Origin of the sequence: Acidovorax sp. CF316, assembly GCF_000276605.1 — a bacterium.
GTDB lineage: Bacteria > Pseudomonadota > Gammaproteobacteria > Burkholderiales > Burkholderiaceae_C > Acidovorax.
Genome location: NZ_AKJX01000103.1, coordinates 1 through 17,934 on the forward strand (window position 1 = coordinate 1; position 17,934 = coordinate 17,934).

Genomic DNA, 17,934 nt, shown 5'->3' on the forward strand with positions numbered 1-17,934 from the left:
CAAGTCCACGGCCGACCGCGCTGCCGTGCGTGCAGCAGCCGCCGAAGCTGTGCGCCTGGGCCAGATCCCTTCGGGCGAAATCAGCGCCCTGTAATAGATAGCCTGCCAAAGGCTCGCCAGTTGCGGGCCTTCCCATGGTGGTGGCATTTCACGGTCGTGGGTGCCGCCACCATGTGGAAGTGTTTCCCCACCCTTGCCCCGAAACGGGCAATTGAAAAGGGCTCCCATTGGGAGCCCTTCTTTTGTTGGTGCCTGCGGTGGCGCGTGCTGGACCTTACACCTCTTCACTCCAGCAGTAGCCATCGCGCGCGATCATGGCGCTGGCGGCGCTGGGGCCCCAGCTACCAGCGGTGTAGGGCCGTGGGCCCAGCGCGTCATTGCGCCAGTGCTGCAGGATGGGTTCCACCCAGCGCCAGGCCTCCTCTTGCTCGTCGCTGCGCACGAAGAGGTTCAGGCGGCCCGCAATCACGTCGAGCAGCAGGCGCTCGTAGGCGCCCACGCGCTCGGTGCCGAAGCGCTGGTCGAAGTCAAGGTTCAGGTAGACCTGCGAAAGGGCCGGCTCGGTCTGGTGCTGGGCGGCGCCCTGGGCCATCAGGTGCAGTTCCAGCCCGTCCTTGGGCTGCAGGTTGATCACCAGGCGGTTGGCGGCGCCGGCCGAGGTGCGGAAGATCGGATGCGGCACGGGCCGGAAGTTGACGACGATGTGCGCGTCGCGCCCCGCCAGCCGCTTGCCGGTGCGGATGTAGAAGGGCACGCCGGCCCAGCGCCAGTTGGAGATCTCGGTGCGCAGCGCGACGAAGGTCTCGGTGGTGCTGGCTGCGGCCACGCCTTTTTCCTGCAGGTAGCCCGGCACGCTGGCGCCGTGCGTCTTGCCGGCCACATACTGGCCGCGGATCACGTGCTGGCCGATGGTCTCCGGGCTCCAGGGCTTGAGCGACTGCAGCACCTTGAGCTTTTCGTCGCGGATGGCGTTGGCGCTGGCGTTGATGGGCGGCTCCATGCCGATCGCGCACAGCAGTTGCAGGGCATGGTTCTGCACCATGTCGCGCAGGGCGCCGGTCTGGTCGTAGAAGGCGCCGCGCGTTTCCACGCCCAGCTCCTCCGCAATGGTGATCTGGATGTTGGCGATGGTCTCGCGCCGCCACAGCGGCTCGAACAGGGCGTTACCAAAGCGCATGGCGAACAGGTTCTGCACCGAGGGCTTGCCCAGGTAGTGGTCGATGCGAAAGACCTGTTCCTCCTTGAGCACGCGGCGCAGCGTGTCGTTGATGGCCTGGTTGGAGCGCAGGTCGTGGCCCAGGGGCTTTTCGAGCACCACGCGGGTGGTGGGGCCGTTCAGGCCCACGGCGGCGATCTGCTCGCAGACATTGGTGAACAGGCTCGGGGCCGTGGCCACGTACATCACCACCGACTCGGCATTGCGCTCGTGCAACATCTCGGCCAGGCGGGCATAGTCCTGGGTTTGCGACAGGTCCATGCGCAGGTAGTGCAGCAGGGCGCCGAAGCGTGCGAACTCGTCGGGGGTCGGCCGCTTGGCCAGATCCACACCATCGAAGCGTGACTGGATCAGGCTGCGGTATTGTTCATGGCTGAGCTCGTCACGGGCCACCGCGATGATGCGGCCCCCTTCGGGCAGCGTTCCGTGGCGGAACGCCTGGAACAGCGCCGGCATGAGCTTGCGCCAGGCCAGGTCGCCGGTGCCGCCAAACAGGACAAGGTCAAAACTCATGGGGTCTCCGTGTCAGTGCATTTGTGTGATCGCGTGTGGCTCGAAATTGTAATCACGTTACATCGTTTTGTGTAGGACTGCAGAGCAACTGGCGTTCCAAGCTGTGTCTGCAACAAAAAAGTACCAGACAGTTTTGGTAATCAAGTTACTATCTCGCCGTTTTCATTCTTTCGTCCCAGGTAGCCTTTCCATGTCCCTCCGTTGCGACCAGACCCCGCCGTGGCCCGCCTTGCAGGCCTTGTTCGACACCGAGGGACGCCACCTGGATCTGCGGCAGGCGTTCGCGCAGGATGGCGAGCGCTTCGACCACTTCAGCCAGCAGGCGCCGCACATCTTTGCCGACCTGTCCAAGAACCTGTGGGACCGGCCGACCGAGGCTTTGTTGCTCGCTCTGGCCGAGGCTTGCGGGCTCGCCGCCCAGCGTGACGCCATGTTCGCTGGCGAAGCCATCAACCACACCGAGGGCCGCGCGGTGCTGCACACGCTGCTGCGCCGCCCCCAGGGCCTGGCACTTCCCGGTGACGGCGCCGACATCGCACAGAAGCTGGCCGAGGTGCACGGCACGCTCGACGCCATGCTGCAGTACGCCGAGCAGGTGCGCAACGACCGAGCGATCACCGACGTGGTGAACATCGGCATCGGCGGCTCGGACCTGGGACCGCACATGGCAGTGCTCGCGCTCGATGCGTTCCGCGCGGCCGGCAAGCGCCTGCACTTCGTCTCCAATGTGGACGGCCACGAGCTGCACGGCGTGCTGCAGGGCGTGAAGCCCGAGAGCACCTTGTTCCTGATCGCCTCCAAGACCTTCACCACGGCCGAGACCATGGCCAATGCGCGCTCCGCGCTGGCCTGGTTCGGTGCAGAAGGCGGCACCGACGTGGCGCGCCACTTCGCGGCGCTGACCACCAATGTCGAGGCCGCAGGCGCCCTGGGCATCACCACCACCTTCGGCTTCTGGGACTGGGTGGGCGGCCGCTATTCCCTGTGGTCGGCCATCGGCCTGCCGATTGCCATCGCCATCGGTGCGGCGGGCTTTCGTGAGCTGCTGGCCGGCGCGCATGCCATGGACGAGCATTTCCGCACCGCGCCGCTGGCCACCAATCTGCCGGTGCGCCTGGGCCTGCTCGATGTCTGGTACCGCAACTTCCACGGATTCACCAGCCGCTGCATCGCGCCCTACCATGCCTCGCTGGGCCGGCTGCCGGCCTATCTGCAGCAGCTGGAGATGGAGAGCAACGGCAAGCGCGTGGGGGCCGACGGGCAGGAACTGCCGTACGCCACCTCGCCTGTGCTCTGGGGCGAGCCCGGTACCAACGGCCAGCACGCCTTCTTCCAGATGCTGCACCAGGGCACCGACGTGCTGCCGCTGGAGATCGTGGCCGTGCGCCAGGCCGCACACCCGCTGCCGGGCCACCAGGACAAGCTGCTCGCCAACGCCCTGGCCCAGGCCCAGGCGCTGATGGTGGGCAAGGCCGGCCCCGAAGACGGCCACCGCCACTTCCCGGGCAACCGGCCCAGCACGTTCCTGCTGCTCGACTCGCTGACCCCGGCCTCGCTGGGCGCGCTGATCGCGCTGCAAGAGCACCGCGTGTTTGTGAGCGGCAGCCTGTGGGGCATCAACAGCTTCGACCAGTGGGGCGTGGAGCTGGGCAAGGTGCTGGCGCGCGACCTGGAGTCGCGCCTGGCCTCGGGCGATGCGGCGGGGCTCGATGGCTCCACGGCAGGCCTGCTGGCGCGCCTGCGCGGCGGCTGAGCTGCCGCGCAGCGTTTTTCTTCCATTGCATTCACAACGAGGCGCCTTCAGGCGTCCAGGCCGCCCACCGCAGCCCAACGAGGAGACAAGCCCATGACTGCACCGCAACCGCCCGATTTCCGTTCGCCCGCATTCCTGCATGCGCACATCCGCCAGACCATGGCGTTCTACGAGCCCGTGGCCACCGATGCGGGCGGCGGCATGTACCACTTCTTCCTGGACGACGGCACCGTCTACGACGAGCGCACGCGCCACCTGGTGAGCGCCACGCGCTTCGTGGTCACGCATGCCATCCTGTTCCAGACCACGGGCGAGGCACGCTACCGCAAGGGCATGGAGCATGCGCTGCAGTTCCTGCGCGCGGCCTTCCTCGACCCGGCCACCGGCGGCTACGCCTGGCTCATCGACTGGCATGGCGGGCATGCCACCTTGCTCGACGCCACGCGCCACTGCTACGGCATGGCCTTCGTGATGCTGGCCTATGCGCGTGCGCACGAAGCCGGCGTGCCCGAGGCGCGGCAGTGGCTGGCCGAGGCCTTCGAGACGGCCGAGCAGCATTTCTGGCAGCCGTCCCGGGGCCTGTATGCCGATGAGGCCACGCGCGACTGGGCGCTGTCGGACTACCGCGGGCAGAACGCCAACATGCATGCCTGCGAGGCCATGATCTCGGCCTTTCGCGCCACGGGCGAGCGGCGCTACATCGAGCGTGCCGAGCAGCTCGCGCAGGGCATCTGCCAGCGCCAGGCGGCGCTGTCCGGTGGCTGGGTGTGGGAGCACTTTCGCGCCGACTGGTCGGTGGACTGGGACTACAACCGCCACGACCGGACCAACATCTTCCGCCCCTGGGGCTACCAGATCGGCCACCAGACCGAATGGGCCAAGCTGCTGCTTCAGCTCGATGCGCTGGCGCCTGCGGACTGGCACCTGCCGTGCGCGCGCTTCCTGTTCGACGCCGCGCTGGACAAGGGCTGGGACACCGCGCACGGCGGTATCGTCTACGGCATGGCGCCTGACGGCAGCATCTGCGACGACGGCAAGTACCACTGGGTGCAGGCCGAGAGCATGGCCGCCGCCGCCGTGCTGGCCGTGCACACCGGCGAGCAGCGCTACTGGGATTGGTACGACCGGATCTGGGCCTACTGCTGGCAGCACTTCGTGGACCACGCGCATGGCGCCTGGTTCCGCATCCTCGACGGCCGCAACCGCAACCACACGCGCGAGAAGAGCAACGCCGGCAAGGTCGATTACCACAACATGGGCGCCTGCTACGACGTGCTGCTGGCGCTGGGCGCGCAGCGCGCGCCCTGAGCGCGGGTCTTACAGTGCCGCGCTGGACTGGAAGAAATTCACGGGCAGGCCCGGCACCTCGACGGGCAGGCTGAACAGCGAGCCAGCCGGGATGGCTGCATCCAGTTCCTCCTGCGGCCGCCCGGCGCGCGCCGAGGTGATGTACAGCGTGCGCAGGTCCTCACCGCCAAAGCAGACCATGGTGGGGCATTGCACGGGCACGGCAATGCTCTGCAGCACCTGGCCTTCGGGCGAGAGCTGCAGCAAAGAGGCGCCTTCGTACATGGCTACCCAGTAGTTGCCCTGCACGTCCACGGCCGCGCCGTCGGGCCGGCCGCCATAGGGCTCGCCGGCCACCTTGGGCGGGAAGGTGGCCCAGGGCGTGCGGCCCTCGATGCTGCCGGTGGTGGCATCGAAGCCGAAGCGGTCGATGCGGTGCTCGGGCGTGTTCGACCAGTAGAGCCAGCGGTCGTCCGGGCTGAAGGCCAGGCCGTTGGCAGTGAAGTTGTCGCCGGCCATCTTCTGCACCCGAAAGCCGCCTGGCGCCGCCTCCAGCCGCCACAGGGCCGCGTCGGGCGCCGTGCGCGGGCTGATCACCGAGCCGGCCCAGAACCGGCCCGCCGAATCGCAGCGGCCATCGTTCAGGCGCAGCACACGGGTGTCGTGCGCGGCGGCAGGGAGCAGGGCCAGACAGGCGAGGGCGCCGCTCACGGTATCGAGCAGGTAAAAGCCGTCCCGTAACCCGATTACTATTTTTTGACCACCCGCCGGTGCGCAGCAGCCGGGCTCGGAGGGCATCTCCCAGGTGCGCAGGCGTGCGCTGGCGGGTTCCCAGGCATTCACCCGTTTGCCTTGGATGTCACACCAGTAAAGGGATGCTTCATGGGGGTGCCAGAACGGCGATTCGCCCAGTTCCGAGGGCGGCAGGGGCAGGGTCTGCAGGGACATTGGCTTGATCCGGGATGGTTATCGAGTTACATTCTAGAGGCTCCGACCGGAGCCGTTGTCTCTTTTCCCCACTACCCAAATCCACCCCCGATGGAGCATTCCATGCATTCAGTCGTAGCGCGCGTGACGGCCCGTATCATCGAACGCAGCAAGGACACCCGCGCCGCCTACCTGGCCACGGTCGACGCCATGGTCCAGCGCAAGCCCCCGCAGGACCGCATGGGCTGCGCCAACCTGGCCCATGCCTATGCCGCGCTGCCGGGCTCCGAGAAGTTCAAGGTGACGGTCGAGAAGGCGCCCAACATCGGCATCGTTACCGCCTACAACGACATGTTGTCGGCCCACCAGCCCTACCAGAGCTACCCTGCGCTGCTGCGCGACGAGGCTGCGCGCCACGGCGCCATGGCCCAGGTGGCCGGCGGCGTGCCCGCCATGTGCGATGGCGTGACCCAGGGCACGCCCGGCATGGAGCTGTCGCTGTTCTCCCGGGACAATATTGCCATGGCCACCGCGGTAGCGCTGTCCCATGACGTGTTCGATGGCGTGCTGCTGCTGGGCGTGTGCGACAAGATCGTGCCCGGCCTGCTGATCGGCGCGCTGCACTATGGCCACCTGCCCTGCGTGTTCGTGCCCGCCGGCCCCATGGGCTCGGGCCTGCCCAACAAGGACAAGGCCAAGGTGCGCGAGCTCTACGCGCAGGGCCTGGTCGGCCGCGACGAACTGCTCAAGGCCGAATCGGCCGCGTACCACAGCCCTGGCACCTGCACCTTCTACGGCACGGCCAACAGCAACCAGATGCTGCTGGAAGCCATGGGCCTGCACGTGCCCGATGCCGCATTCGCCCCGCCGGGCAGTGGCGAGCGCGAGGAGTTCACGCGCCAGGCCATGCGCACCGTGCTCGACATCGGCAAGCGCGGCCAGCGCTTCACGCCCATCGGCCATGTGGTGGACGAGCGCTGCATCGTCAACGCCATGGCCGCACTGTTGGCCACGGGCGGCTCCACCAACCACCTGATCCACTGGGTGGCGATCGCGCGCAGCGCCGGCATCCTGATCGACTGGACCGATTTCGACGACCTGTCGTCCGTGGTGCCGCTGCTGGCCCGTGTCTACCCCAATGGAGACGCCGACGTGAACCAGTTCCAGGCCGCGGGCGGCCCGCCCTGGATCCTGCGCGAACTGCTGGCCAACGGCCTCATGCACCCCGACGTGCTGAGCGTGAACGAGGGCGGCATCGCCGCCGGTGGCCAGCCCGCGCCCGCCACCTCGGGCGACGAGGCCGTGCTGCGCCCCGTGGCCCAACCGTTCTCGCCCACGGGTGGCCTGCGCCTGCTGCAGGGGCGCCTGGGCCGTGCCGTGATCAAGGTTTCGGCCGTGCCGGAGGACCGCCACATCATCGAGGCGCCGGCGCGCGTGTTCGACTCGCAGGAGGAACTGCTCGCGGCCTTCAGCGCGGGCGAGGTGCAGCAGGACATGGTGGCCGTGGTGCGCTTCCAGGGCCCGCGTGCCAATGGCATGCCCGAGCTGCACAAGCTCACGCCGCCCCTGGCCGTGCTGCAGAACCAGGGCTTCAAGGTGGCGCTGGTGACCGACGGCCGCATGAGCGGCGCCTCGGGCAAGGTGCCGGCTGCCATCCACGTGACGCCCGAGGCGCTGGGCGGCGGGCCGCTGGCCAAGGTGCGCAACGGCGACATGGTGCGCGTGGACGCCGTGGCCGGTACGCTCGACGTGCTGGTGGACGAGGCCGAATGGTCTGCGCGCACCCCCGACGAATGCAAGGCGCCCGTGGCCACTGGCTTCGGGCGTGAACTGTTTGCCAACTTTCGCCGCCATGCAGGCGGCGCTGAACAAGGAGCCTGTACATGGCTGTGAATGCCTCCACCCCTGCCCTGAACCCGCTGGACATCGCCAGCTACGGCCCGGTGATTCCGGTCATCGTGATCGATCGTGTCGAAGACGCGATTCCCCTGGCCGAGGCCTTGCTCGCCGGCGGCGTGAAGGTGCTCGAAGTCACGCTGCGCACGCCTGCAGGCCTGCCCGCCATCGAGGCCATCGCGCGCCAACTGCCCGAGGCCGTGGTCGGCGTGGGCACCGTGCTCAATGCCGAGGATGCGCGCCGCGCGAGCGAGGCCGGTGCCCGCTTCGCCGTGAGCCCGGGCTACACCTCGGCGGTGGGCTCGGCCTGCAAGGGGCTGAACCTTCCCCTGCTGCCCGGCGTGGCCACCTCCAGCGAGATCATGCAGGCGCTGGCCGATGGTTTCCAGTTCCTCAAGCTGTTCCCGGCAGAGGCCGTGGGCGGCATCCCGTTGCTCAAGTCCTGGGCCAGCCCGTTTGGCCAGGTGAGCTTCTGCCCCACGGGCGGCATCACCAATGCCACGGCGCCCAACTACCTGGCGCTGCCCAATGTGCGCTGCGTGGGCGGTTCGTGGCTCACGCCCGGCGATGCAGTGCGCTCGGGTGATTGGGCGCGCATCACGCAGCTGGCGCAGGCCACGCAGTCGCTGCGGCCGGCCAGCTGAGCGCAGCTTCTCCCGGTGGGCCGCTGACCCATTCCTCTCACACGCGGCTGAAAAAAGGCCCGCAGGCGAATCGCCTGCGGGCCTTTTGCATGGGATGGAGCCCGCCGGACGCTTGTTGTCTCAGAGCGACACCTGGTGGCTGTGGTCCAATTTTGGTTTTTAAAATGGGAATCATTCTTAACTCCATTTGAGACCATCATGAAGATCCACCACCAGCAGACGGCAGTCTGCATGGGCATCGCGCTCGCGTTTGGCCTGCTTCCATCGTGGGCTGTTGCGCAGCAAGGAACGGCACCCACCCTGGGCGAGGTGCGGGTGGATGCAAACGCTGAGAAGGAGTCGGCCACGGCCCCGGTGGTGGGCTACCGCGCACGCCATGCTGCCACGGCCACCAAGACGGACACGCCCTTGTCCGAGACACCGCAGTCCGTCACCGTGGTCACGCGCGACCAACTGGTGGACCAGGGCGCTTCCAACCTGCAGGATGCGCTGCTCTACGCAGCCGGGGTGCGCAGCGATGCCTACGGCCTGGACAGCCGCTCCGACGGCATGCGCGTGCGCGGCAGCTACCCGGACGTCTACCTCGACGGCCTGCGACAGAACTACAACTGGTACACCAGCGTCACCCGCTCCGACGCCTACACGCTGGAGCGCATCGAGGTGCTGCGCGGTCCTTCGGGCATGCTGTTCGGTGCGGGCACGGTGGCCGGCGTGATCAACATGGGCAGCAAGCGTCCCTTGCAGGAGGCGCAGCGCGAGGTCGGTGTGCAGCTGGGCAGCTGGAACCGCCGCCTGGTGCAGGCCGACCTGACCGGCCCGCTGACCAAGGAGGGCGAGTGGTCCTACCGCCTGGTGGCACTGGCGCGCACGGCCGACACCCAGGTGGACCATGTGCCCGACGACCGCCGCCTGATCGCCCCTTCGCTGGCCTGGCGTCCCAATGCCGCCACCTCGCTGGTGCTGCAGGCGCACTGGCAGCAGGACCGCACGGGCAGCACCTCGCAGTTCCTCCCCTGGTCGGGCACGCTACTGCCCAACCCGAACGGCCAGCTGTCGCTGTCGCGCTTCATCGGCGAGCCCGGTGACCACTACGACAGCGACCGCGAATCGGTCGGCTGGCTGTTCGAGCACCGCTTCAACGACGCCTGGACCGTGCGCCAGAACCTGCGCCTGGCACGCAACGAGAACCGCGGCGTGTACCACTGGGGCGACTTCTACACGGCCCTTGGCGGCTTCGGTTCCGACCCGGTCAACCAGCGCGTGCTGGGCCGCTTCTACGATGACTCCCTTACCCGCACGCGCATGGCCGCGGTGGATACGCACCTGCAGGGCAACCTGGCCACGGGTGCGCTGCGCCACCAGCTGCTGCTGGGCGTGGACTGGAACCGCCAGACCGAAGACAAGGCGACCGCCAGCGCCTTCAGCACCATCGACGCCTATGCGCCGGTGTACGGCAACCTGGTGACCGCACCGCTCGAGGCCAGCCCGCGCAACGTGCAGCGCCAGGGTGGTATCTACCTGCAGGACCAGATGAAGTGGGGCCACTGGATCGTCGTGGCCGGCCTGCGCCATGACCGCGCGGTGAACAGCCTGGCCGGATCGGCCGACGACCGCACCAGCGACACCACCAAGCGCCTGGGCGTGATGTACCAGCTGCCAGGTGGCTGGACGCCTTACATCAGCTACGCCGAGTCGTTCAGCCCCGTGAGCGGCACCAACAAGCAGGGCCAACGCTTCAAGCCGCTGGAGGGCGAGCAGATCGAACTGGGCGTGAAGTACGTGCCCGAAGGCAGCGGCACCCAGTTCACGGCAGCGGTGTACGACCTCAAGGAAAAGAACCAGAAGATCGCCGACCCGGTGAATGCCGGCAATACGCTGCAGGCCGGGCAGACCCGCAACAAGGGGCTGGAGCTGGAGGTCAAGAGCCGCGTCGCCACGGCCTTCGATGTGATCGCCCACTACAACTACACCGACGTGGATGCGCAACTCGAAGGCCTGCCGCGCCACCAGGCCGCGGCCTGGGGCGTGTACCGCTTTGCGATCGGCGATGTACGGGGCTTCTCGGTCGGAGCGGGGTACCGCTGGCTGTCGTCCTTCCGCGATGGTGCCGGTCCCACCATCCCCTCGGCCGGGGTCGTGGATGCGCTGCTCGCGTACGACACGCCGCAGTGGCGCTATGCGCTCAACATCAGCAACCTGGCCGACAAGCAGTATGTGAGCACCTGCCTCGCGCGCGGCGACTGCTGGTGGGCCACGCGCCGCAACGTGGTGCTGAGCGCGACTTACAGATTCTGACGCGCCAACGAGAAAGCCCCGCAGGCCTTGCAGCCTGCGGGGCTTTTTTCATGGTGGGCACAGGGGCCGCGTGGCGGCCTGCTCCTGTGCCCGGCCAGGCAATTACATGCCCATGCCGCCCATGCCACCCATGCCGCCCATGTCGGGCATGCCGCCGCCGGCACCGGCCTCGTCCTTGGGTGCTTCGGCAACCATGGCTTCGGTCGTCAGCAGCAGCGATGCCACGGAGGCAGCGTTCTGCAGGGCCGTGCGGGTGACCTTCGTGGGGTCCAGAATGCCCAGTTCGAGCATGTCGCCGTACGTGTCGTTCGAAGCGTTGAAGCCGTAGTTGCCCTTGCCGGCCAACACAGCGTTCACCACCACCGAGGCTTCGCCGCCGGCGTTGTTGACGATTTCGCGCAGGGGCGCTTCGATGGCCTTCAGCACCAGCTTGATACCGGCTTCCTGGTCGGCGTTGTCGCCCTTGACCGAGTCACCCACAGCTTGCTTGGCACGCAGCAGGGCCACGCCACCACCGGCAACCACGCCTTCTTCCACGGCAGCGCGGGTAGCGTGCAGTGCGTCTTCCACGCGGGCCTTCTTTTCCTTCATTTCGACTTCGGTGGCAGCGCCAACCTTGATCACGGCCACACCGCCGGCCAGCTTGGCCACGCGTTCCTGCAGCTTTTCGCGGTCGTAGTCGGACGTGGCTTCCTCGATCTGCACGCGCACTTGCTTGACGCGGGCTTCGATGTCACCTGCAGCGCCGGCGCCGTCGATGATGATGGTGTTTTCCTTGCCCACTTCGATGCGCTTGGCCTGGCCCAGGTCGGCCAGGGTCACCTTCTCGAGGGTCAGGCCCACTTCTTCAGCAATGACCTTGCCGCCCGTCAGGATGGCGATGTCTTCCAGCATGGCCTTGCGGCGGTCGCCGAAGCCAGGAGCCTTGACGGCTACGACCTTCAGGATGCCGCGGATGGTGTTGACCACCAGCGTCGCCAGGGCTTCGCCTTCGACTTCTTCGGCAATGATCAGCAGCGGACGGCCAGCCTTGGCGACTTGCTCCAGCGTGGGCAGCAGGTCGCGGATGTTGCTGATCTTCTTGTCGAACAGCAGCACGAAGGGGTTGTCCAGAATCGCGGATTGCTTTTCGGGGTTGTTGATGAAGTAGGGCGACAGGTAGCCGCGGTCAAACTGCATGCCTTCCACGACGTCCAGTTCGGAGTCGAGGGACTTGCCGTCTTCCACGGTGATCACGCCTTCCTTGCCAACCTTGTCCATGGCGTCAGCGATCAGCTTGCCGATGGTTTCGTCGGAGTTGGCAGAGATCGAGCCGACCTGTGCGATTTCCTTGGAGGTGGTGGTGGGCTTGGAAGCCTTCTTCAGCTCGATCACCAGGGCCGTCACGGCCTTGTCGATACCGCGCTTCAGATCCATCGGGTTGATACCGGCGGCCACGTACTTGAAGCCTTCGCGCACGATGGCCTGGGCCAGCACGGTGGCGGTGGTGGTGCCGTCACCAGCGTTGTCGCTGGTCTTGGAGGCCACTTCCTTCACGAGCTGGGCGCCCATGTTCTGCAGCTTGTCCTTGAGTTCGATTTCCTTGGCCACGGACACACCGTCCTTGGTCACGGTGGGGGCGCCGAACGAGCGCTCCAGCACCACGTTGCGGCCCTTGGGGCCCAGGGTCACCTTGACCGCATTGGCCAGGATGTTCACGCCTTCAACCATGCGTGCGCGGGCTTCGCCGCCGAAAACTACGTCTTTTGCTGCCATTTGGAGCTCCTGAAAATTAACTGAATCAATTACGACTGTCTTGGGGAAAAAGAAAAAGCGCGGTGAGCAGGTGCCAGGCAACCATGCATGGCACGCGCTCGGCAGCTTTTTACTTTTCGACCACTGCGAACAGGTCGTCTTCCTTCATGACCAGAAGCTCGTCGCCCTTGATCTTGACGGTCTGGCCCGAGTACTTGCCGAACAGAACGCGGTCACCGACCTTCACGTTCAGGGCGATCAGCTCGCCCTTGTCGTTCTTCTTGCCGGGGCCGACGGCCAGCACTTCACCTTGATCGGGCTTTTCAGCGGCGTTGTCGGGGATCACGATGCCGGAGGCGGTCGTGGTTTCGCTTTCGATACGCTTGACGATCACGCGATCGTGCAGGGGGCGAAGGTTCATTGCATTGCTCCTGGTTCAAAAATTACCGACGGTACGCAGCGCCTGGAAAAGCCAGTCACTGCCAAACTTCATCCAGCAAGGGGTGTTAGCACTCCGTTGCAGTGAGTGCTAATGATACGGGCATTTGTTGCCGTTTCAAGACATGGGGGTGATTGGAAGATGTCAAACACGCATCCGGTTGTGCGGAACGCGGCCGTGGAGCCGCCCCGAGCAGAGGGTATTTGTAACTAATTGTGAATAAATTCAGACCACTGTGCGAGGCTGCCAGGCCGCCAGGCCGCCAGGCCGCCAGGCCGCCAGGGCCAGAGTCGACTGGCGAAAAAAAGGGCCCGCAAAAAGGGGCCCGAATCCTTGGAGGTGCCAATGGTTCGCGGGTTAGCCCATCAGGGTACCGCGGATGTCAGAGACCGGCAGGTGCTCCCTGCGCGGCAGCAGGTCGGCTTCTGCTGTTCCCATGTTCAGGCGCGCGAGGTAGACCTCGGGGTCGAATTCCACGCCGATCGGGTTGGTTTCGAAGTGGGGGCCGTTCATGAAGCCGTTGGCGTCGTCGTTGGTCGTGAAGCAGTCGGCCTGGAATTCCATCTGGTTGCCATCGGGGTCGGCGTAGTAGATGGAGACCGTCACGCCATGGTGGATGCACCAATACGGCAGAACACCCCGGGCCTTGAGTTCGGCGTATTTGGCGATCAGCTCGGTCAGGCTCTGGAAGCCATAGGCCACATGGTCCACGCCGGGCTGCCCGCGCGGCACGCGGTCCTGGGACTCGCCCTTGAGGATGCCCAGGTTGAGCAGTGCGACACGGTGGTGCTCGTCGTCGTAGGTGACAAAGGCGATCACGGGGTTCTGGTACTGGACATGGCCGCCGAACACGGTCACGTACCACTGCAGCATCTGCTCGAAGCGGTAGGTGCGGTACACGACGTGTGCGAACGAGCGGGGGCGGATGGTATCGGTCATGGACAACTCCTGAATCTGGGCGGCGTGGGTTTCAGACCACCCGCTGTGTCTGGGTACCGAGCGGACCGGCGGACAGCGCCATCACGTCGCCACGGCGCAGGAACACGGGGTTGGGCTTCATGCCCAGGCCCACGCCTTCGGGCGTGCCGGTGATCACCACGTCGCCTGGCAGCAGCGTCATGAACTGGCTCAGGTGCGAGACCACCTCGGCCACGCCGAAGATCATGTCGGAGGTGTTGCTGCGCTGGCGCAGCTCGCCGTTGACCCTGAGTTCCAGGGGGATGGCCTGCGGATCGGGCAGTTCGTCGGCGGTGACCAGCCAGGGACCGATCGGGCCGAAGCCGTCGAAGCTCTTGCCCTTGCCCCACTGGCCGCCGCGCTTGATCTGCCAGTCGCGCTCGGACACGTCGTTGGCCAGGCAGTAGCCGGCCACGTGCAAGAGTGCGCGCTCCACCGGCACCTGCCGCGCCAGCGTGCCGATCACGAAGGCCAGCTCGATTTCCCAATCGCCGGCCTCCGATCCTGGGGGCAGGGTGATGTCGTCGTTGGGCCCGGCGATCGAGGTCAGAGCCTTGTTGAAGACCACCGGCTCCTTGGGGATCTCCATGCCAGCCTCCTGCGCATGCTTGCGGTAGTTCAGGCCGATGGCGACGAACTGGCGGATGCCGGCCACCGGCACGCCGAGCCGCGTGCCCGCGGGCACCAGGGGCATGCGGGCGAGGTCGATGGCCGCCAGCGCACCGAGCTTCTCGGGCGACAGCCATTCGGGGGTGAAATCAGCGACCAGAAGAGACAGGTCGCGGACCTGGCCGGCGGCGTCGAGCGCGCCGGGCTTTTCCTGGCCGGGCAGGCCATGGCGTAGCAGCTTCATGGGATGGACTTCAGTAGGGGGTTGGGGGGGGCGCTGGCCACGAACTCGATGTGGCTGATGCTGCCGTCGAACATGGAGACAGCCTCGGCCACCTGGGGGCGCAGTTGGCGGCGCTCTTCGGACGCCAGCATGCGTTCCAGGTCGGCGCGGCTGGCAAAGGTCACCAGCACCTGGCAGGCGATGGCGGGCGGGGAGTCTTCCAGGTTGCGGGGCCACAGCGCGTACACGCCATGCACACCGGGCATGGCCGCGAGGCCCGGCACCAGGACCTCTTGCATGTGCTTCTGGAAGCGTGTTTCGGCACCGGCCCTGACCCGGCCAGTCCAGAACGCGGAACGTATCCACGGGGTTGTCTCGGCTGTCACGGCCATCTCCTTTGTTGTGGGCGCATCGTAGGACTGACGACACCGCCGAGGGAGATGGAAAAAAGCGCCTGTCGATGCCGCCCGTGAATCAACTTGGCGCCACAGATGGCCGGGTGATCGAAACCAGCTATCAATGCCACGCGTGCGGCATCTGTTGGCGCGCGTGCTTGGTTCCTACGATCCCGACTCGCAAAGCGGCGACAGCTGCGCCAACCAAGCCAAGGATGACAACATGAATCAACCCCTCCGCACCACGCCGCGTGTTCTGATCGTCGGTGCAGGCCCCACCGGACTGGCCCTGGCCATCGAGCTGGGCCACCGCTCCATCCCCTGCCTGGTCATCGAGCGCAATGCGCGGGTCGGCCATGCGCCGCGCGCCAAGACCACCAATGTGCGCACGCGCGAGCACCTGCGGCGCTGGGGCATTGCCGACAAGCTGCGCCAGGCCTCGCCGCTGGGCGTGGACTACCCCTCCAACGTGCTCTTCGTGACGCGGCTGGCCGGCCATGAGCTGGCCCGCTTCGAGAATGCGATGTACTGCGCGCCCGGCAAGAACCCGATGTACTCCGAGCATGCCCAGTGGATCCCGCAGTACACGGTGGAGGAGGTGCTGCGCGAGCATGCCGCCTCGCTGCCGGGCGTGGAGATCCGCTTCAACTGCGAGCTGCTGGGCTTCGAGCAGGGCGACACCGTGGCCGCCCGGGTCAAGGACCTCGACGGCGGTGGCGAGTCCGTGATCGTGGCCGACTTCCTGGTGGGCGCGGACGGCGCACGCAGCGCCGTGCGCGACGCCATCGGCGCGAAGATGGAGGGCAGCTACGGGCTCTCGCGCAACTACAACGTGGTGTTTCGCGCGCCCGGCCTGGACAAGGCCCACCGCCACGGCCCGGCCATCATGTACTGGCAGGTCAATACCGATGTGCCCAGCCTGATCGGCCCCATGGACACCGGGGACCGCTGGTTCTTCATGCCCACCGCGGTGTCCGAAAGCGTCAAGTTCCGTGCGGCCGACGCCGCACCGCTGATCCAGCGCGCCACGGGGATCGACCTGCCCTACGAGATCCTCAGTTCCGACGAGTGGGTGGCGAGCAAGCTGCTGGCCAACCGCTACCGCCAGGGCCGTGTCTTCCTGGCGGGCGATGCCTGCCACCTGCACCCGCCCTTCGGTGGTTACGGCATGAACATGGGCATTGCCGACGGCGTGGACCTGGGCTGGAAGCTGGCTGCCGTGCTGCAGGGCTGGGGAGGCCCCCGGCTGCTCGACAGCTATGAGGCCGAGCGCCGCCCGGTGCACCAGTTCGTGATGGACGAGGCCACGGCCAACCACTCGACGCTGAGCAACCAGCTGGTGCAGGACGGGCTGGAGGACGACTCCGCCGCGGGCACGCAGGCGCGGGCTGCCATTGGTGCGCGCATCATGGCCGCCAAGCTGCGCGAGTTCAACACCCTGGGCGTGGTCAAGGGCTACCGGTATGTGGCTTCGCCCATCATCGCCAGCGAGGAAGGGCCCGAGCCCGAGGCCGACTTCCTCAACTACCTGCCCTCGGCGCGCCCCGGCAGCATCGCACCCCACGCCTGGCTGCACGACGGGCGCTCGCTCTACGACACCTTTGGCAGCGGCTTCACCTGGCTGGTGACCGATGGGTCCGAGGATGCGGCCGCGGAGCAGGTGCAGGCCGCGGCGCGGGCCTGCCAGCTGCCACTGACCGTGGTGCGCGCGCCAAAAGGTTCCGTGGCAGCACTCTATGGTGCGCGCCACGTGCTGGTGCGTCCGGACCAGCACGTGGCCTGGCGCGGGGATGGCTTGCCCGCGGACCTGGTGGCGCTGCTGGCACGGGTGAGCGGGCGCAGCAGCTGATTCCCGAGGCCCGCTGCCGGCAGCGGGCGCACAAGAAAAAAGCCGCAACACGGTCCGTGTTGCGGCTTTTTGCATGGAGGCTCAGAACGTGTGCATCATGCCGATGTTGATGGCCGTGGCGTTCTGCCCGGCCACCGGACCGTTGGGGCCCAGGGCACCCTGCTCGGCCAGCGCGGGGCCCATGCGGTAGGCGGCCAGACCCTTGTTCGACAGGCGGGCCACGTTCGCGAACAGCATGGTGCGCTTGGACAGCGAATGCCAGTAGCCGACGCCCAGGGACGATGCGTCCGCGTTGCGGGCATCCTTGTGCACGTAGGAGGCCTTGATCTGCCCCACGCCGACGGGGATCGACACGCCGAGCAGGTAGCCATCGACGTTGGGCAGTCCGGCCACGTGGTTGGTCTGGGCCTGCGCGTGGAGCTTGACCACCGAGAAGTCGTAGGAGGCCGCCACGGACGTGGTGCGGCTGGAGACCGGGCCTCCAGGGCGGCCCACGGTGGCCCCATCGACGCGGCTTTGTTCCACATAGGCGCCGACATACAGCGGTGCACTGTCGTAGTCCACGCTCAGGGCACTGGCCTTGCCGACGGCTTGGCCTTCGCCCAGCGCATGGTAGAAGCGGGCCGAGACATCGCCCAGCTTGGGCGAGATGTACTGCAGCGCGTTGTCGTAGCGCAGGGTGTAGCCGCGCGCCACCTGCAGCACATAGGGCTGGCCGCCCGGCCCGAAGCGCAGGAACGGGTCCGCACGCAGCGACTGCCACAGCCCTGGCGCCCACTGGCTGCCCAGCTGCAGCGAGCCCATCGTGGGGCTGCTCAGGCCCACGTACGACTCGCGGCTGAAGAACTTGGTGCCGTCGGTGACCGCGCCCGTGTCCGCCTGGAAGCCCGATTCCAGCTTGAAGTAGGCACGGTTGCCGCCGCCAAGGTCCTCGCTGCCGCGCACGCCCCACAGGGATGCGTCGCTGGTCAGCACGCTCAGGCGCGACGCGGCGCGCGTGGGCGTGGAGCCATAGCTGAAATGCTCGACACCGACATTGATGCGGCCGTACAGCGTGACGCTCGATTGGGCGTGGGTGTAAAACGGAACGGTGGCAGCAACGGCTGCCACGGCAAGCATGGATTTTTTCACTTTGTCTCCTGATGGGTTGTCAGTCGCCGCATGGGGTTGCGAGCAACTGGGCCCTGAAGATAGGGA

The 17,934-nt window shown here is 66.9% G+C and carries 14 protein-coding genes and 1 pseudogene; 7 read left to right on the top strand and 8 right to left on the bottom strand.

Annotated elements, in window-relative coordinates; all coding sequences use genetic code 11:
* Window positions 1–94: pseudogene (locus PMI14_RS34175) on the top strand (DUF4148 domain-containing protein); the annotation flags it as partial.
* Window positions 95–274: 180 nt separating this feature from the next.
* On the opposite strand, the gene zwf reads toward PMI14_RS34175, so the two are convergent.
* Window positions 275–1,729, bottom strand: a complete 1,455-nt coding sequence (zwf, locus tag PMI14_RS10845; protein WP_007854008.1) for a glucose-6-phosphate dehydrogenase — start codon at window positions 1,727–1,729, stop codon at window positions 275–277.
* 190 nt (window positions 1,730–1,919) lie between these two features.
* Here zwf and pgi point away from each other — a divergent pair, with 190 nt between their 5' ends.
* On the top strand, window positions 1,920–3,482 hold the full coding sequence (pgi, locus tag PMI14_RS10850) for a glucose-6-phosphate isomerase (protein ID WP_007854011.1): 1,563 nt from the start codon (window positions 1,920–1,922) through the stop codon (window positions 3,480–3,482).
* Window positions 3,483–3,575: 93 nt separating this feature from the next.
* Window positions 3,576–4,790 (top strand): AGE family epimerase/isomerase, encoded by a 1,215-nt coding sequence (locus tag PMI14_RS10855; protein ID WP_007854013.1) that lies wholly within the window; start codon window positions 3,576–3,578, stop codon window positions 4,788–4,790.
* A gap of 9 nt (window positions 4,791–4,799) precedes the next feature.
* Here the strand turns inward: PMI14_RS10855 and PMI14_RS10860 are convergent, their stop codons facing one another.
* The gene (locus PMI14_RS10860; protein WP_007854015.1) at window positions 4,800–5,717 is read right to left on the bottom strand and encodes an SMP-30/gluconolactonase/LRE family protein; all 918 of its coding nucleotides are present in this window, start codon (window positions 5,715–5,717) and stop codon (window positions 4,800–4,802) included.
* Window positions 5,718–5,819: 102 nt separating this feature from the next.
* Here PMI14_RS10860 and edd point away from each other — a divergent pair, with 102 nt between their 5' ends.
* The 3 genes from edd (at window position 5,820) to PMI14_RS10875 (ending at window position 10,531) form a co-directional block, all read left to right on the top strand.
* Complete coding sequence (edd, locus tag PMI14_RS10865; RefSeq protein WP_007854017.1) at window positions 5,820–7,589, top strand: phosphogluconate dehydratase; 1,770 nt, start codon at window positions 5,820–5,822, stop codon at window positions 7,587–7,589.
* Entirely contained in the window at window positions 7,580–8,236 is a 657-nt protein-coding gene (gene eda / locus PMI14_RS10870) for a bifunctional 4-hydroxy-2-oxoglutarate aldolase/2-dehydro-3-deoxy-phosphogluconate aldolase (RefSeq protein WP_007854018.1), read from the top strand. Before edd ends, eda begins: the two co-directional genes overlap by 10 nt.
* Window positions 8,237–8,434: 198 nt before the next feature.
* A complete protein-coding gene (locus PMI14_RS10875) occupies window positions 8,435–10,531 on the top strand; it encodes a TonB-dependent siderophore receptor (RefSeq protein ID WP_007854020.1) in 2,097 nt (698 codons plus the stop codon).
* A gap of 102 nt (window positions 10,532–10,633) precedes the next feature.
* Here PMI14_RS10875 and groL read toward each other — a convergent pair whose 3' ends face one another.
* The 5 genes from groL to PMI14_RS10900 all read right to left on the bottom strand — a co-directional run bounded on the left by groL (window position 10,634) and on the right by PMI14_RS10900 (window position 14,792).
* On the bottom strand, window positions 10,634–12,286 hold the full coding sequence (gene groL / locus PMI14_RS10880; protein WP_007854022.1) for a chaperonin GroEL: 1,653 nt from the start codon (window positions 12,284–12,286) through the stop codon (window positions 10,634–10,636).
* A gap of 109 nt (window positions 12,287–12,395) precedes the next feature.
* Entirely contained in the window at window positions 12,396–12,686 is a 291-nt protein-coding gene (locus tag PMI14_RS10885) for a co-chaperone GroES (protein ID WP_007854024.1), read from the bottom strand.
* Window positions 12,687–13,061: 375 nt separating this feature from the next.
* Window positions 13,062–13,643, bottom strand: a complete 582-nt coding sequence (locus tag PMI14_RS10890) for a VOC family protein (RefSeq protein ID WP_007854026.1) — start codon at window positions 13,641–13,643, stop codon at window positions 13,062–13,064.
* Window positions 13,644–13,674: 31 nt separating this feature from the next.
* On the bottom strand, window positions 13,675–14,514 hold the full coding sequence (locus PMI14_RS10895; protein ID WP_007854028.1) for a fumarylacetoacetate hydrolase family protein: 840 nt from the start codon (window positions 14,512–14,514) through the stop codon (window positions 13,675–13,677).
* Window positions 14,511–14,792 carry a hypothetical protein gene (locus PMI14_RS10900; protein ID WP_052024376.1) on the bottom strand — a complete coding sequence of 94 codons (282 nt, stop codon included), beginning with the start codon at window positions 14,790–14,792 and terminating at the stop codon, window positions 14,511–14,513. The genes PMI14_RS10895 and PMI14_RS10900 overlap by 4 nt, the downstream gene beginning before the upstream one ends.
* 319 nt (window positions 14,793–15,111) lie before the next feature.
* Between PMI14_RS10900 and PMI14_RS10905 the strand changes: the two genes are divergently transcribed.
* Window positions 15,112–16,737, top strand: coding sequence for an FAD-dependent monooxygenase (locus PMI14_RS10905; protein ID WP_035203289.1), 1,626 nt, complete (start codon window positions 15,112–15,114; stop codon window positions 16,735–16,737).
* 81 nt (window positions 16,738–16,818) lie between these two features.
* On the opposite strand, the gene PMI14_RS10910 is transcribed toward PMI14_RS10905, so the two are convergent.
* Window positions 16,819–17,868 (bottom strand): porin, encoded by a 1,050-nt coding sequence (locus PMI14_RS10910; RefSeq protein WP_007854033.1) that lies wholly within the window; start codon window positions 17,866–17,868, stop codon window positions 16,819–16,821.
* Window positions 17,869–17,934 lie beyond the last annotated feature (66 nt).

Bases quoted from the DNA above. Each gene is read 5' to 3' on its own strand.
- zwf (WP_007854008.1), bottom strand. From the start codon at position 1,729: ATGAGTTTTGACCTTGTCCTGTTTGGCGGCACCGGCGACCTGGCCTGG.
- pgi (WP_007854011.1), top strand. From the start codon at position 1,920: ATGTCCCTCCGTTGCGACCAGACCCCGCCGTGGCCCGCCTTGCAGGCC.
- PMI14_RS10855 (WP_007854013.1), top strand. From the start codon at position 3,576: ATGACTGCACCGCAACCGCCCGATTTCCGTTCGCCCGCATTCCTGCAT.
- PMI14_RS10860 (WP_007854015.1), bottom strand. From the start codon at position 5,717: ATGTCCCTGCAGACCCTGCCCCTGCCGCCCTCGGAACTGGGCGAATCG.
- edd (WP_007854017.1), top strand. From the start codon at position 5,820: ATGCATTCAGTCGTAGCGCGCGTGACGGCCCGTATCATCGAACGCAGC.
- eda (WP_007854018.1), top strand. From the start codon at position 7,580: ATGGCTGTGAATGCCTCCACCCCTGCCCTGAACCCGCTGGACATCGCC.
- PMI14_RS10875 (WP_007854020.1), top strand. From the start codon at position 8,435: ATGAAGATCCACCACCAGCAGACGGCAGTCTGCATGGGCATCGCGCTC.
- groL (WP_007854022.1), bottom strand. From the start codon at position 12,286: ATGGCAGCAAAAGACGTAGTTTTCGGCGGCGAAGCCCGCGCACGCATG.
- PMI14_RS10885 (WP_007854024.1), bottom strand. From the start codon at position 12,686: ATGAACCTTCGCCCCCTGCACGATCGCGTGATCGTCAAGCGTATCGAA.
- PMI14_RS10890 (WP_007854026.1), bottom strand. From the start codon at position 13,643: ATGACCGATACCATCCGCCCCCGCTCGTTCGCACACGTCGTGTACCGC.
- PMI14_RS10895 (WP_007854028.1), bottom strand. From the start codon at position 14,514: ATGAAGCTGCTACGCCATGGCCTGCCCGGCCAGGAAAAGCCCGGCGCG.
- PMI14_RS10900 (WP_052024376.1), bottom strand. From the start codon at position 14,792: ATGCAAGAGGTCCTGGTGCCGGGCCTCGCGGCCATGCCCGGTGTGCAT.
- PMI14_RS10905 (WP_035203289.1), top strand. From the start codon at position 15,112: ATGAATCAACCCCTCCGCACCACGCCGCGTGTTCTGATCGTCGGTGCA.